The following is a 15,429-nucleotide window of genomic DNA, read 5'->3' as shown; positions in this document are numbered from 1 at the left end:
TAAAAAGATCCGTTTATTACAAACGGATCTTTTTATTATTGCCCTAAGTTTTGAATTTTATCTTTCAAATCACGAACTTGTTTTATCGTCTGCATGAGCTCAGAGTTTTTAAATTGCTCTACATCTATTTTCCCTTCCTCTACCTTTTTCATAGAGGCATCAATTAATGTATTTAACTTTTCATTATATCCGACAATTTGCTGGTGAAGATCCTTCGCTACATCTGGTGGTGTTAATTCATTAAAAGCTGGTATATCTTGTTTAATTTCACTAAGTTTCGTTTCCAATTCTTTTCGAGCTTCCCCATCATTAATAGCTTTTTCAGCTAATGCTGGTGCTTCATTTGCAAATGCACTTATTTTATTCACATAGTCTGTCGCCTTTTGAGCATAATCTATGGAGTTCTTCCCTTCCTCTACTAGCGAGCATCCCATTAAACCAATTGAAACTACAATTGAAAGTAAGATTGCTTTTGTAAACTTCATTTTTACCTCCTAAATACTTGTCATACTTTTATACATTTATAAACACATAGTTTTCTTCTTATACATTCTAGAGAAATCATTTTTCTCCTTTTCAACGTGTATTTCGTACGATATATAATTTTTTTACATTTCTACCTCGTGACTACCTTCATTTAAATATAAAAACAGACATACTTATTTTAAGTATATCTGTTTTCGGGGGCTCATCACTCATCTATCCTGCATCAACCGCGTGTAAAATCCCGATTGGTGCGGGAAACACCCTCCACCACTTTATCCTCTTACATGCCCTATTACCGTTACAATATCTATTTCTATATGTACACTAATAATATCTTCTATAATGTCGGTATATCCTTGTCCTAAAGGTGTTCCGTAATGTAATAAAATCTCCTTTTTTTCATACACTGACTTCGGTATTGTAAAAATAAATCTCCTCAAATTCCGTTCATCAGCAGGTTCCATAATTAAAATGATACCATCTTCTTCAAACATATAATCACGCCTTCCAACAATCCATTCACTATGGCTCAAGTATTGCCTTGAATGGATAGGTTTTAAACACCCTTTCTCACAATATAAAGCTAAACTTTAATCATTACATACTCATCTCACTACTACATCATTTACAACGATGCCACGAATACGCGTAAAAAAACACAAACCTTGAACTATCAAGAATTTGTGTTTTTTTGCATTTCACTCTTATATACCTTTATCAAGCTCGTATAACCTACGATATTTCTCATTTTCTTTCAGTAACTGTTCATGACTACCTTGCATAGCGATTTGACCATCATCAAGGAAAATAACTTCATCGACATGTTCAATCCCTACTAAATGATGGGTGATCCATATAACTGTCTTTTCTTCAGTTGCAGAAAACATCGTTTCTATTAAAGACAATTCCGTTTTAGGATCTAAACCGATAGTCGGCTCATCAAGTACAATGATTGGTGCTTCTTGCATAAGAGTTCTTGCAAAAGCTACCCTTTGCCTCTCCCCGCCAGAAAATCTCATACCCATTTCATGCATTTTTGTTTGTAATCCATCAGGAAGAGAAGCAATATGTGAAGCTAGTTGTGCTTTCTCTAGAGCCTTCCATATCTCTTCATCAGTAGCATCTGGTTTACCAATTCGCACATTATTTCCAATAGTCGTATCGAATAAATGTGGTTTTTGGTTTAATACAGAAATATATTTTGACAAAAGGTTCGTATGAGCTTGTTCACCATTCAATAGAACTTGGCCATTCACCGGACGTAGCGCACCAGTTAACAATTTTAATAAAGTAGATTTCCCTGTTCCACTTCTACCTAAAATAGCAATTTTCTTTCCTGCCTTTATGTGTAATGATACATCTTTTAATACAGGTTCATTACTATTCGGATAATTATACGATATATTATTCAGTTCAATATCTATATGTTTTTGTGCAACGAAATCTTTATCTCCAGGTAACTCATTTCCATCTTGCAGAACGCTATCACTTTCTACGCTATTAAGCCTATGAGCAGATTCTACATATGATGGAATTCGATCGATAGCATCCGATACAGGAATAAGCACATTTGTCACAGATAATGTCATTAATACGAAGGCTGCGATAACTGTAGGGGCAATCTGTTCACTTGCAGATTGATTTCCAGTCCACATAATCATTGAAATGACGACAATACCTACTATTAAATGAATGATACTGTCTCGAATATGGTACCAGCGTTTCACTCTTTTCTCTGTCTTTAACAACTGAGCATTTTGCGCTACATACTCATTAATAAATTCATCTTTTCTACCACTTGCCTGCCAATCAGATAACCCAAATACAGCATCTGTCAGTTGCTGATACAAACGATTTCTTCCTCGTTTCAAAGTAACATGATGTCGTTTCATCAAGAGTAGCGATACGAACGGAATAAGAAAAACGATAACAGCTAACATACACCCTGCGATAAGTGCAAATACTACGTCAAATGCACCGATAACAAGAACGAAGATGCTATATACAACTAGTGCTAATATACTAGGGAATATCGTACGCAAATATAGGTTTTGTAAATGCTCTATATCCTCAGACAATACACCTAATACATCACCAGTTTGAAATCGCGAGCGAAAAAATAACGCCTGCGGTTCTACAATTTTATATAGTTTTGTCCTCATTTTTTCTAATATACGAAGGACGACATCATGCCCAACTAAACGCTCAACATAATGAAAGACAGCTTGCCCTATACTAAACGCACGCGTTGCAACGATTGGAACATATACAGCCATTACATTTTCTGGTCTGAGAGCAGATTTAGAAATTAAATAACCTGAAATGAAAAGTAACATCGCACCTGAACTAACTCCAAGAAGCCCGAGGAAAATAGTCAAAGTCATCCTACCTTTATTTTTCTTTATATAAGGTCTAATCCAGTTACTCATCTCTCTCTCCTCCCTTTCCCATGAAAATGTAATGACTCTTTATCTAAAAGCTCTTCATATGTTCCACTTTCTATTATCTTGCCTTTATTTAAAATAACAATATGATCCATCTGTTTCATCCAATGCAAACGATGTGTTGCAAGAAATACTAACTTACCTTTAAACAGACGTAACATCGCTTGTTTTATTTCAAATTCAGTTTCAATATCAAGATGTGCCGTAGGCTCATCTAATAAAATGATTGGTTTATTGCTCAAAAGTGCACGTGCCATCGCAACACGTTGTTCCTGTCCGCCACTTAGCATACGTCCACCTTCCCCAATTCTTTCGTGCATCCCATCCGGAAGCGATGCAACAAGTGAACGAAGACCTACCTCATCTATAACTCTCTCAACTTCTTCATCAGTAATATTTGTTTCATAGAAACAAATATTATCTTTTAATGAAAGTGGAAAAATATAAGGTTGTTGCGGAATATAAGCAATGTTTTTTTGCCAACTATCACGAGTAGATGTATCAATTTCCACACCATTTATAATCATATTTCCATCGGACGGATGTAAGAATCCTGCTAACACATCTATTAACGTTGATTTCCCTGCTCCACTTTCGCCAATAATGCCAATCGCACCGTTCCCTTTCCAATTGAAATGAACCTCTTCTAATATGGCCTTTTCAGATTCTTCATTATTAACTTTTATATTTTGTAATTTCATGCTGCTCAAAGAATTCCACGCTATATCTACATTTGATTCTTTCGGTTCCATAGCTTTTTGTTGTTTTACGATTTCTTCAATTTGCTCCATTGCTATTTGTCCATCTAATGTAGCATGATAGTTCGCTCCAACTTGCTTAATTGGTAAAAAATATTCGGGAGCTAAAATTAGAATAGTAAGAGCCGGCAATAAAAGAATCGATCCGTCTATTAAACGAATACCTAAACCTACTGCTACAAAGGCAATTGATAAACTCGTAAAGAAATCTAGTGCAAAAGAAGAAAGAAAAGCAACTCGCAAAGTGCGAAGTGTTGCTTTTCTATATCTTTTACTTACTTTTTCAATTTTGCCTTCATGCTCCTGACTTTTCCCTAAATACTTTAATGTTTCTAATCCTTTTAGTGTATCTACAAAGTGATTTGAAAGAACACGATACGTATCATATTGGTTATCAGCCATTTTCTGCGCTGCTAATCCTAATAGAATCATAAATATAATAACGATCGGAATCGTTACAACTAAAATGATTCCTGACTCTATATCTAGTGTAAAAACATATAAAACAACAAGCGCCGGAACGATACAACTTCGAATCATTCGAGGGATCGTTAATTCAATATATGTTTTGAATTTCTCTATCCCTTCAATCGATAAGGTAACCAGATGACCGGTCCCGTTCGTTTGGACAAATCTCGGTCCTAATGTAAAATATGCTTCTATTAACTGTTTACGTAATGCCAATCCCGTTTTTTCAGCGAAACGCTCAACCAATATTTGTGATGTTCGCACTAATATTTGACGAGCTGCAAACGTGATTCCAAAATAAACAACTTCATTTAGTACAGCTTGCACTGTTTCTCCATGAAATAAAAAGGTAATCGCTCGTGCTAAAAAGACTGTCTGTGCAATAATACTACACGCCTCTAAAACACTAATAAAACTTAATGCTACATATAAAACTCGGCTACCAGGATACGATGGAAGTCCTCTTTTTCTTTTCATTAGTACTCCAAATCTTTTTCTGACTTAACAGGTTGTCTAAATACATAGAAACTCCATATTTGACTACCAATAACAAACGGTAAAATAGCAAGTGCAAAATAACTCATTAATTTTAATGCATAAGGCCCTGATGCCGCATTATAAATTGTCAAATCATTCGCCGCTCCTAATGAACTAATCATGACACGCGGGAACATGCCGATAAACACACTCGCACTTAATAAAATGATTGTTAAACTCGTCATAAAGAAAGCCCAACCATCTCTTCTTCTCTTATTTAATAACGTAGATACAAATAACGCTACGAAAGCTCCAATCGGAACCATTATCCACTCTGAACCATGTGCAACGAAAATATCTGTTTTCCATAACCCTACACCTGCAAAAACAAGAAGAATTATTAATGTAATAGGTGCGATTTTTGTTGCGGCAATACGTGCACGTTCTCGCAGTTTTCCTGTTGTACGTATAGTAAGAAATTGTAAACCATGAACAATACATAGAAGAAGAAACATTACTCCTCCAAGTAACGCAAATGGATGAAGTAACTTCATGAATCCACCTACAACATTTTTACTTTCATCAATTGGTACACCTACCATAAAGTTTGCAATTGCAACTCCCCAAAGGATAGGCGGTAGCAGACTTCCAATAAACATGCCCCAATCCCAAAAACCTTTCCATTTATGATTCTCTATTTTCGCACGGAATTTAAAGGAAACACCTCTTATAATTAAAGCAAGAAGCATAAATACAAAAGGAATGTAAAACCCACTAAATAGAGTTGCATACCAGTGCGGGAATGCCGCGAACATAGCGCCACCAGCACAAACAAGCCACACTTCATTCGCGTGCCAAAATGGCCCAATTGTATTTAAGTAAATTCTTTTTTCTAAATCGTTCTTTCCTAAAAATCTTGAAACTATACCTACACCGAAATCGAAACCTTCAAGTACAAAGAAGCCTACAAATAAGATTGAGATAACTACAAACCACAATTCATTAAGAGATAACATAATCTTCCTCCTTATCAAATGGATCATGGCTTTGATAATCCTTTTTCGCTTTCTTATTCGCATGACCTTTAATGATACGAACGAATAAGTAAATAGTAATTCCTCCGATAATTAAATATAGTGATGTGAATGAAATAAGAGAGAATAATACTTCTCCAAATGTAACGTTTGGAGATACAGCATCTTTTGTTTTCATAACACCGAAGACAACCCAAGGTTGACGTCCCATTTCAGTCATAATCCACCCTACTGTATTACCGATAAACGGTAGTGCAATTGCATATACCATTATTTTTAAATACCAAGGTTTTTCAGTTAAGCGATCTTTTCTTGATAAGAACCATCCGTATGCTCCAAGAAGCAACATGAACGTTCCACTCATTACCATCGCTCTAAAACTCCAAAACATTGTGTGTACTGGCGGAATATAATCTCCAGGTCCATATTTTTCTTCATATTGCTTTTGAATTTGATTCATTCCTTCTACTTGACCACTAAATTTATCGTATGACAATAGACTTAGCATGTAAGGAATTTGAATTTCAAACGAATTTTCTTTCTTCTCTGTATCAATTTTCGCAAATACTGTAAATGGTGCTGGGTCCTCACTCGTATTCCATAATGCTTCAGCTGCAGCCATTTTCATCGGATGTGTCTTAATTAAATTTTGCGCTTGTGCATGACCGAAGAATAATACCAATGCTGTTGAAATCGTTCCAACAACGATAGAAACTCGGAAAGACTTCTTAAACACCTCAGTCTCTTGTTGTTTTGTAATTTTCCATGCACTGACACCAGCAATAAAGAATGCACCTGTTGCAAGTGCCGCTGTAATTGTATGTGGGAATTGCACCCATAATTGTGGATTTTGAATAATCGCCAAGAAATCATTCATTTGTGCACGCCCATCTGCTGCCATTTCATATCCTACAGGAGCTTGCATAAATGCATTTGCAGTTAAAATCCAAAATGCTGATAACATTGTTCCAATTGAAAGGAGCCAAATACATAAAAGGTGAATTCGCTTAGGAAGTTTATCCTCACCGAATACCCATAAACCTAGGAATGTAGACTCAATGAAAAATGCTAATAAACCTTCAATTGCAAGTGATGGTCCGAAAACATCACCAACAAAACGTGAATACGTTGACCAGTTCATACCAAACTGAAATTCTTGTAAAATACCTGTTACAACTCCTACTGCGAAGTTAACAAGGAATATTTGTGTCCAAAACTTTGTCATCTTCTTATAAACTTCTTGTCCCTTTACCACATATAACGTTTGCATTAACGCGATGATAAAAGCTAAGCCAATAGACAGCGGAACGAAAAAGTAATGGAAAATCGTTGTAGATGCAAATTGTATTCGTGCCAATTCGAGCGTATCCATGCTAAACTCACTTCCTTCATAGTTTTTATATCGTAATATCGATTGAATTGTATGAATTCACTTCATAATGAACAATCCAATCATTTGGAAATACAAAAGATAAATTCGTTTATGTACTTTTTGAAAATATAAATTGTCAGTTTTTTTGATAATTACAAAAGAACTTTTTTACACGATTTACCTTTTCACTATTTCTGTAGTGTTTTATTCGTTAATCGAATTGTATAATATACTCACATAATAAATTCAGCTGATTTTTGACGTATTATTGACATCATTTTGTCTGAAATATGTCATTTGTAATTTTTTTGAATTAAATTTTTCATATTATAAAAACGTATTTTTCAAACATAAAACAAACTCATTTATCAATAGAAATTACGTTTTTCTCTTCATACACTTGACTTTCTTATAAAAAAACGTCCTCGAAACCACTCTCAGAAAACACTTAATTTTTGTCAAGAGAAAAATGCATTTTCAAAATTCAAACGAATAATATTGTTATTCACAAATAGAAAAAAACTTCCCTTTCCCTAGACAAAAAGTTCGTTTTTTTGTCATTTTTTCAAATTGTATTCAGTTTGAATTTATCCATCCCGCATTGAATATTAGCTCACGCCAATCGGGTGGCCGCTAAATAGTGGGATAAATATAAAAAAGTACCGAGAATAGATTATATTCTCGGTACTTTTATCATTATTTCGTTGTATATCTTCTAACAGCCGGCATAATTTCAGTAGCAATCAATTCAATGTTTTTCTCAATCTTATCAAATGGTACACCGCCAAAATCAATTTGTGCCATAAAACGTTGCTGTCCAAATAATTCATATTGGTAAAGCATTTTTTCAATTATTTGTTGCGGGCTACCTATCATTAACGCGTCACGGTAATCTACTGCATTTGTAAATTGTTGTTTTGGATACCCGCCACCACGTAGTGCAAGCATACCAGCATTAATATGAGGATAATATTCACTAAGGGCATCTTGTGAATTTTCTGCTGTATAAAATAAACTTGTAGTCGCAATTGGCAATGTCGCTGGATCAAAACCACTTTGTTCAGCAGCTTCACGATATGCATCAACTGAAACTTTAAAATTAACTGCTGGACCACCAAGTGTCGTAAGCATCATTGGTACGCCAGCGTGTCCTGCCTTAATTGCACTAGCAGGTGGTCCCCCAACAGCACGCCAAATTGGCATATTGTTATTTTTAGCTCTCGGTATAATTACCGCATGCTCAAGTGGCGTTCTAAACTGCCCCTTCCATGTTACACTTTCTTCTTTATTTATTTTTAATAAAAGATCCATCTTCTCTTCAAATAATTCTTCATAACCATTTACATCGTAACCAAGTAAACTATATCCTCCAATACGAGATCCACGACCAGCAACGATTTCAGCACGACCATTAGAAATTAAATCAATTGTGGCAAAGTCTTCATATACACGAACCGGATCTGACGTACTTAATACTGTCGCAGAACTCGCAATCTTAATGTTTTTCGTAGCTTGTGCAATAGCCCCTAAAATAACTGTATGAGCTTGCGTTGTAAAATGTGCTTGATGACTTTCACCGACAGCAAACACATCAAGTCCTGCTTCATCCGCCAATTTACTTGTTTCAATTAATTCATGGATTCGCTTTTCCGCACTAACTTTCGAACCATTATGCGGATTTAAAATATGATCCCCAATTGAATATAGTCCAAATTCAATTCCTTTACTTGTATCAATTCGATATTTTTCCATAGTTGCTCTCTCCCTTTTAATTAAGTGGTGCTAACTTCTCTTCTATTTCTTTTCTTCTCTCTTCTAAAAATGGTGGTAAATCAAGCCCTTTTCCTAATTCTTCAACTGCTGAATCTACAGTAAATCCTGGTCCATCCGTCGCAATCTCAAATAAAATTCCATTTGATTCACGGAAATATAAGCTTTTAAAATAAAAACGATCAATAATCCCTGTTGATTGAAACCCTTTATCTTTCACTGCTTCATTCCAATAACTCAGTTCTTCATCATTTTTCACACGAATAGCTAAATGATGAATACTTCCTTTGCCAGGTCTTTCGCTCTCTCCCTCTTGCTGTTTCACCAAAATTTCTCCAAAAGATTTGCCAGCGATAGATTGATAAATCCCCTCATCGTCTGAACGAGATACTTCTTTATAACCAAACAAATCTGTTAATGTTTTTGATAATTTATTTAAACTGCGCACTGTCATTTCAACTGTTCCCATACCTAAAATACGATGATTTTTCTCTACAGAAGATTCATCCCATGCAGTCCAATATTCAGGCACTTCTTCACTTTTATTATTTAGTAGCACTAAGCGTAAACCGTCCGGATCTTCAAAGTGCAGAGCATCTCGGCCCGCGTATGTTGTAATTTCTCCATGAGTCACTTGGAATGATTCAAAACGTTCCTTCCAAAATGTAAGACTCTCTGACGAAGGTACGAGTAAACCTATTTGTGTGATTGCATTTGTACCACGAACTGTTCTACCTACATTCGGTATTTCAAAAAATGATAATTCAGTTCCTGCACTACCTGTTAAATCACCATAAAACAAATGATACATAAATGGATTATCTTGATTTACTGTCTTTTTCACCCGGCGTAGCCCTAACACATTTTGATAAAAGTCATTATTCACTTGTGCATTTTTTGTCACCATCGAAATGTGGTGATGTCCTGGAATTGTATACATAATATTTCCTCCTCTAACCATCACTTGATTAGTCAATTGATGGTGTAAAAAAAATTACTCGTGTGGTAATTCTTTTTTTTCACTATGCTTATGAACTTTTGTCATTAACTCGTATAGTATTTTCTGTTCTTCCTCATTCAATACATCATCAAAAAATGATGATTGAAATGCAAGTTGCTCTGGTAATGCTCTTTCTAATACCGCTTCACCCTTATCAGTAAGGCTAATCGTTTTCGTTTTCCATTCTTGTTTTCGTACAATATATCCTTCTTTTTCAAGGCGTGTTAACATTCGAGAAATACCACCTTGTGTAACGGTAACCTTCTCCGCTAACTCCATTTGTGTAAGTGGTTGATAAATTCGTATTTGCATAAGTACATCAAATTGAGCTGTCGTCAAATCAAAACGTTTCAAAAACTCATTTGACATCTGATTACTTTGGTTCGTAAATCGTATTAATCGTAACCAGATTAACGATCCTATCGTATTTTCACGCATGTTTTATCACTTCCTATCGTTAATCTCACTATCACTTTACCACTCAAGTGATAGTAATGCAAGTGAAAATTACATATATTTTCTTCACTCTGATATACAGCAGAAAGAACCTCTCTTACAATGGAGTTTTTCCGTACAATCATTTTTATAATCTTTATCGTGAGATGTGTAAAATCTCATAAATTGTAATACCGTTCATTGCATTAATTTCAGGCTTCTCTTCATAAAAACTAAATTGACTATATCCCCATTTATCTGGATTATAAACTAATATATTCCCTAAATTCTTTTCTGTATCTTGCGCATTTTGATGCACAGTATTAAATTGAGTCCCAATCAAAGATTTACTTTGAGAGATACTTCCTGCATATTCAACAACATATCTACTCTCCTGAAAATCATCACTTAGATTAACAACTAAAGGAACACCAATATTAATTTGTTGCCATCCAAATGAGTCTAAAATATTGTCGTAATAACCATCAAAGATAAATCTATTCATCCCTTCATGGTTATTCCATATATATAATGGAGCGTAACAATTTAATAAATTTTCATTTTCCCCTGCTTCAGTAATTAAATATGCTTTAAAATTTAGGTCTTGAAAATCGTCTGTTTTATATCCATTATTTTTTACCCTTTGTCTAATTATCCCCATATCATAATCTTTTGGCAAAATGACCTTATATTGCATCCCAATCATGTTTATCACTCACTTTCGATATTATATACATAATGATAAATCGATATTGGATCGGTGTAAAATAGGTATAAATTATGCTTGGTATCATTTATAATGATACCAAATAAGGGGTTGAAATGAATGGAAATAAATGATCTTATCATATTTAAAACTGTAGCTAATGAAGGCTCTATTAGTAAAGCTGCTAAAGAGTTAGGTTATGTGCAACCAAATGTAACTGAGCGAATCAAAAAATTAGAACAAGAATTAGAAACACCTTTATTACATAGAGATAACAAGGGGATTTCACTGCTACCTTCAGGTGACATTTTGTTAGATTATACGAATAAAATATTGAATTTATTAGAGGAAGCTAAAAATGAAATTAAAACGAACACTTCTTACCGAATAGCGACGTCACAATCTATTTTAGCTAGTTATTTGAGTGTACGTATTAAAGAAAATTTCAGAAATTATCAAGTATATATAGAAAGTAGTAGCCATCTCCAAAAACTGTTACAAAAAGTTGATATGGTCATAACTTATGAGGATAATCTAGATTCAACCTTTAACAAAGTATTCAGTACAACAATTTCTATTAGCTTATTAAAAGCAAAAGAAAAGTGTAAAGTCGACTATTCAAAGGAACTATTTTTCGTTAGTAACGATACGAAGTGCCCCTTTAGAAATCGGACAATACAATTTCTAAAAGAAAACAATCTATCTCAGCGTCAACTTCAACAGTTAGACTCTTATTCACTTATTGAAGAATTTATTGCTGAAGGAAATGGTATAGCTTTTTTACCGATTAAAAATGATAAATTAGCACCAATTGAAGATGTGGCGATTGAAAAATTATCTATTAACTTCTTTACAGCTCAAGACTTAGAAAAAGAGATTCCAGGTGAACTATTTAACAAATAAGGCCGTTATACTCGTTATATTTTTTCGGCAAATCGATATCCCTTGTCGAATCGCTTATATATTTCGAGTTGTGGTCGATATATTCGAAAAATCGACGATATAATTTCATTTATTATCGTACAGCTCAACAAAATAAAAAGAGATGTTACCTAGTTAAAAAGTTCAACTACTCGGACATCCCTTTTCATCTTGGAGACTTGCCTCATTATCCATACATTTCATTAGACTTTACACGTTCTGCTCCACCCCGGTGCTTTTCTCCTTCTTACTTCTTTTTAAATTCTTCAACTTCTTAAACGTTCCAACCAATCCTTTCGGAAAAACTAGAAGCACGATAATATACAACAAACCAAGAATAATCGTCCATCGTTCAAAAATCGGATACTCAGTCGCTAGTTCTGATAAATAATATTTCAGTGATTCAATAATCCCAGCTCCAGCAATGGCTCCGATTAACGTTCCAACTCCTCCGATCATTGTCATCAATAATGCATTTAGCGTCATATCAATTGAAAATACCGTCGTATTTACAAAACGCAATGTGATAACGAATAATCCTCCGCTAATCGCAGCTACTATCCCTGCCACTACACTCGCGATAATTTTATAATGAAGAACTTTATACCCAAGTGCTTCAACACGTTGTTCATTTTGTGAAATTGCCTTTAATACTTTTCCAATAGAAGATTTTGTGAACAATCGTAACAAAATAAGAATAGCAATTAAACATATAAGTGTTACGTAATAATACGTAAAACGATCACGGAATATATCTGGTACACCAAATGTAAATCCATCTCCTCCATGAGTCAGTGAACGCCATTTTTCAGCAAGTACAAAAAACAATTGGGAAATAGCGAGCGTTAACATTGCATAAAAATGACTTTTCAAACGTAACGAAAGCAAACCGATTATATAGCTTACAATAGCTGAAATAATTACAGCGGCTGCTATTCCTATAAAAAAGTTCGTTATCGATATTCCTTGCCGATCAAATAATAGTGCTACCCCATATGCTCCTATACCAAAGAACATGCAATGACCAAATGAAACAATACCTGTATATCCAAGCAGCACATCAAAACTCATAGCGAAAATAGCAAAGATGAAGATTTGAGTGAACAAAATTAACAAGCTCCGTGAATCATTTACGAACGGAAATACACTTAAACAAATGAGCATAAATAATCCAAAGTATACTTTGATTCGATCCGATATGCTGTTCACCACTTCACCCCTTTTCACCAACGAGCCCCGTTGGCTTCACTATCAAGAAAAATAGTAACATTAACATATTGATTGCAAGCGATAAATCTGGGATAAAATACGCTGTAAAAGCTCCGGCTAAACCGACCATTAAAGAAGCTATCGCCGAACCTTGTACACTACCTAATCCTCCAATGATAACTACTATAAAAGCTAAAATTGCGTACTGCATGCCCATCTCAGCGAAAATAACGCCTGAATATGGTGCAAGTAGGAAACCACCTAACGCAGCCATCCCCGCTCCTAATAAAAAGACAAACGAGAATATCGCTTTTACGTTAATACCAAGGGCCTGAACCATCTCTTTATCCATTACACCCGCGCGAATCATTAGTCCTATCTTTGTTTTTTTCAGCAGTAATAGTAAAGCAATGTAAATTAGTATCCCAACTAAAATGACGAATAGGCGATATTTAATTAGTATAACGCCTCCAAATGTAAAACTTCCTTGTAACCATAACGGTAATTTTGCCCCAATGGGATTTGGTCCCCAAAATATTTTGATGCACTCGCTAAGAACGAGCATTCCTCCGAGCGTAACGAGAAGCTGCCGAACATGGTTTCCATACACTGGCCTAATAAGAAATCTTTCTAAAATGAAACCGAGAAACATCCCCATAGCGACTGCTCCAATTAGCGCTAATAAATAACTCCCTGTCACATTGAATAACCAAACGCCTGTAAATGCTCCCCATGCAAATAAACCGCCATGTGCAAAATTCAGTACGCTCATTAAACCGAAAATAAGTGATAGACCAGACGCTAATAAAAAAATAAGCATCCCTGTCGAAACGCCGTTTACAAATAAGTTAATTAGCACATCCACGTTCTATCCCCCCGTATCAATGTTAAGAAATACCTAAATATTTATGACATGTTTCCTTATCCTCTCGCAGTTCCTCCATGAAACCGTTATGCACAATACGCCCATTATCCATAATGTAGAAGTAATCACCGATTTGACTAGCCATCATGAAATTTTGTTCAACAAGTAAAACAGTCGTTTTCTCCTTCATTTTCAAAATTGCTACCATTAATTTTTCTATCATAATTGGAGACAGCCCTTTACTCGGCTCATCAATAAGCAATAGTCCATCACTATTGATAAATGCTCTTGAAATCGCCAGCATTTGTTTTTGTCCCCCGCTTAAAAGTCCGCTTTTTTTATACCAAAATTGCTTTAAGTCTGGAAAAAGTTCAAGCATCCATTCTAGCTTCTCTTCCGCTTCTTCCCTGTTTTTCCCCTTAGCAAGTACGAATGTCTCTTCTACCGTTAAATCATGAAAAATCCCTTGATTTTCCGGCACATAGCCTATACCTTTTCTTGAAATTAAATGTGTAGATAGTCCATTTACTTTTGTACTATCATAATAAACTTCTCCATTTGCTATCCGGTGAAATCCCATAACTGAGCGCAATGTTGTTGTTTTTCCAGCTCCATTTCTTCCAAACAATACAGTAATCGTCCCTTTCTCAACCGAGAGGGATACTCCTTGTAAAATATGAAACTGATCTAAATACGTCTCAATATTATTCACTTGTAATAGTGCCACTGTATAATCCCCCTAAATAAGCACTTTGTACACGTTCATCTTTCATCATCTCTTCCGGTAATCCTTCAGCCAATAACTCACCATGAAATAAAACGATAAGATGATCTGATAAACCTAGCACCATATCCATTTTGTGTTCAATAAGTACAATTGTGCTCTCTGGATTCTTTTTAATATTTTCGATTACTTGTAATATAGCCGGAACTTCCTCAACTGAAATACCTGCCGTCGGCTCATCAAGTAGTAATACATCTGTCTTTAACGCTAACAACATAGCAAGCTCTAACTTTCTTTTTTCCCCGTGAGCTAAATCTTTTGCCAATACGTCCCCTTTCTCGTGAAGTAGTACGGTTTTTAAAAGACGTCTCGCCTCTCCAGTTTGCTGCTTTAACTTAGCTGAATTCGGAAAGAAACTATAATAATCTTGAACGAATGATTGAACACTTAAACGCACATTTTCAAGCACTGTTAGCTCTGGAAAAATATTCGTCAACTGAAAAGAACGACCAATTCCTAAGCGCGTTCGATCTGAAATTGATAGCTTTGTAATATCCTGCCCTTTAAAATAAACTTCACCTTTCGTCGGAGAAATTTGCCCACTTAATAAATTGAATAAAGTGGTCTTTCCAGCACCATTCGGCCCAATAATTGAAATGAGCTTTCCTTTTTGTACCGTTACATTAACATCCTTAATAACATGATGTTCACCAAAAGATACACAAAGATTTTTCGTCTCTAACAAATGTGTCACAAGATT

Annotated in this window: 15 protein-coding genes; 1 reads left to right on the top strand and 14 read right to left on the bottom strand. The window is 35.1% G+C overall.

Annotation, left to right across the window (positions count from 1 at the left end; all coding sequences use genetic code 11):
• Positions 1 to 35 precede the first annotated feature (35 nt).
• From MR109_RS10325 to MR109_RS10280, 10 genes are all read right to left on the bottom strand, one after another.
• Positions 36 to 485 carry a DUF6376 family protein gene (locus MR109_RS10325; protein WP_242272002.1) on the bottom strand — a complete coding sequence of 150 codons (450 nt, stop codon included), beginning with the start codon at positions 483 to 485 and terminating at the stop codon, positions 36 to 38.
• A gap of 273 nt (positions 486 to 758) precedes the next feature.
• A complete protein-coding gene (locus MR109_RS10320; RefSeq protein WP_002171443.1) occupies positions 759 to 980 on the bottom strand; it encodes a hypothetical protein in 222 nt (73 codons plus the stop codon).
• A 210-nt stretch (positions 981 to 1,190) separates the two neighbouring features.
• Positions 1,191 to 2,915 (bottom strand): thiol reductant ABC exporter subunit CydC, encoded by a 1,725-nt coding sequence (gene cydC, locus MR109_RS10315; protein ID WP_242272000.1) that lies wholly within the window; start codon positions 2,913 to 2,915, stop codon positions 1,191 to 1,193.
• A complete protein-coding gene (cydD, locus tag MR109_RS10310) occupies positions 2,912 to 4,633 on the bottom strand; it encodes a thiol reductant ABC exporter subunit CydD (protein WP_242271997.1) in 1,722 nt (573 codons plus the stop codon). Before cydD ends, cydC begins: the two co-directional genes overlap by 4 nt.
• Entirely contained in the window at positions 4,633 to 5,649 is a 1,017-nt protein-coding gene (cydB, locus tag MR109_RS10305) for a cytochrome d ubiquinol oxidase subunit II (protein ID WP_025150009.1), read from the bottom strand. Before cydB ends, cydD begins: the two co-directional genes overlap by 1 nt.
• On the bottom strand, positions 5,636 to 7,039 hold the full coding sequence (gene cydA / locus MR109_RS10300) for a cytochrome ubiquinol oxidase subunit I (RefSeq protein ID WP_002171439.1): 1,404 nt from the start codon (positions 7,037 to 7,039) through the stop codon (positions 5,636 to 5,638). Before cydA ends, cydB begins: the two co-directional genes overlap by 14 nt.
• A 696-nt stretch (positions 7,040 to 7,735) precedes the next feature.
• On the bottom strand, positions 7,736 to 8,791 hold the full coding sequence (locus MR109_RS10295; RefSeq protein ID WP_242271995.1) for an LLM class flavin-dependent oxidoreductase: 1,056 nt from the start codon (positions 8,789 to 8,791) through the stop codon (positions 7,736 to 7,738).
• 16 nt (positions 8,792 to 8,807) lie between these two features.
• Positions 8,808 to 9,749 carry a ring-cleaving dioxygenase gene (locus MR109_RS10290; protein WP_242271993.1) on the bottom strand — a complete coding sequence of 314 codons (942 nt, stop codon included), beginning with the start codon at positions 9,747 to 9,749 and terminating at the stop codon, positions 8,808 to 8,810.
• A gap of 54 nt (positions 9,750 to 9,803) precedes the next feature.
• Complete coding sequence (locus MR109_RS10285; RefSeq protein ID WP_242271991.1) at positions 9,804 to 10,247, bottom strand: MarR family winged helix-turn-helix transcriptional regulator; 444 nt, start codon at positions 10,245 to 10,247, stop codon at positions 9,804 to 9,806.
• Between the two features lie 154 nt (positions 10,248 to 10,401).
• Positions 10,402 to 10,950, bottom strand: a complete 549-nt coding sequence (locus tag MR109_RS10280) for a DUF4865 family protein (protein WP_242271987.1) — start codon at positions 10,948 to 10,950, stop codon at positions 10,402 to 10,404.
• Positions 10,951 to 11,070: 120 nt separating this feature from the next.
• On the opposite strand from MR109_RS10280, the gene MR109_RS10275 reads away from it, so the two are divergent.
• Positions 11,071 to 11,853 carry a LysR family transcriptional regulator gene (locus MR109_RS10275; RefSeq protein ID WP_242271985.1) on the top strand — a complete coding sequence of 261 codons (783 nt, stop codon included), beginning with the start codon at positions 11,071 to 11,073 and terminating at the stop codon, positions 11,851 to 11,853.
• 228 nt (positions 11,854 to 12,081) lie between these two features.
• On the opposite strand, the gene MR109_RS10270 is transcribed toward MR109_RS10275, so the two are convergent.
• The 4 genes from MR109_RS10270 to MR109_RS10255 are packed head-to-tail and all read right to left on the bottom strand — an operon-like array spanning position 12,082 to position 15,423.
• The gene (locus MR109_RS10270) at positions 12,082 to 13,035 is read right to left on the bottom strand and encodes a branched-chain amino acid ABC transporter permease (RefSeq protein WP_242272028.1); all 954 of its coding nucleotides are present in this window, start codon (positions 13,033 to 13,035) and stop codon (positions 12,082 to 12,084) included.
• A 49-nt stretch (positions 13,036 to 13,084) separates the two neighbouring features.
• Entirely contained in the window at positions 13,085 to 13,945 is an 861-nt protein-coding gene (locus MR109_RS10265) for a branched-chain amino acid ABC transporter permease (RefSeq protein WP_242271984.1), read from the bottom strand.
• Between the two features lie 22 nt (positions 13,946 to 13,967).
• Positions 13,968 to 14,672, bottom strand: coding sequence for a branched-chain amino acid ABC transporter ATP-binding protein (locus MR109_RS10260; protein WP_242271983.1), 705 nt, complete (start codon positions 14,670 to 14,672; stop codon positions 13,968 to 13,970).
• Complete coding sequence (locus MR109_RS10255; RefSeq protein ID WP_025150019.1) at positions 14,650 to 15,423, bottom strand: ABC transporter ATP-binding protein; 774 nt, start codon at positions 15,421 to 15,423, stop codon at positions 14,650 to 14,652. Before MR109_RS10255 ends, MR109_RS10260 begins: the two co-directional genes overlap by 23 nt.
• Between the last annotated feature and the right edge of the window lie 6 nt (positions 15,424 to 15,429).

This window comes from Bacillus cereus group sp. BfR-BA-01310, from assembly GCF_022664325.1.
In the GTDB taxonomy this organism is placed as follows: domain Bacteria; phylum Bacillota; class Bacilli; order Bacillales; family Bacillaceae_G; genus Bacillus_A; species Bacillus_A paramycoides.
Note: the sequence above shows the minus strand (reverse complement) of the source record. Positions and strands in the feature narration are given on the sequence as shown.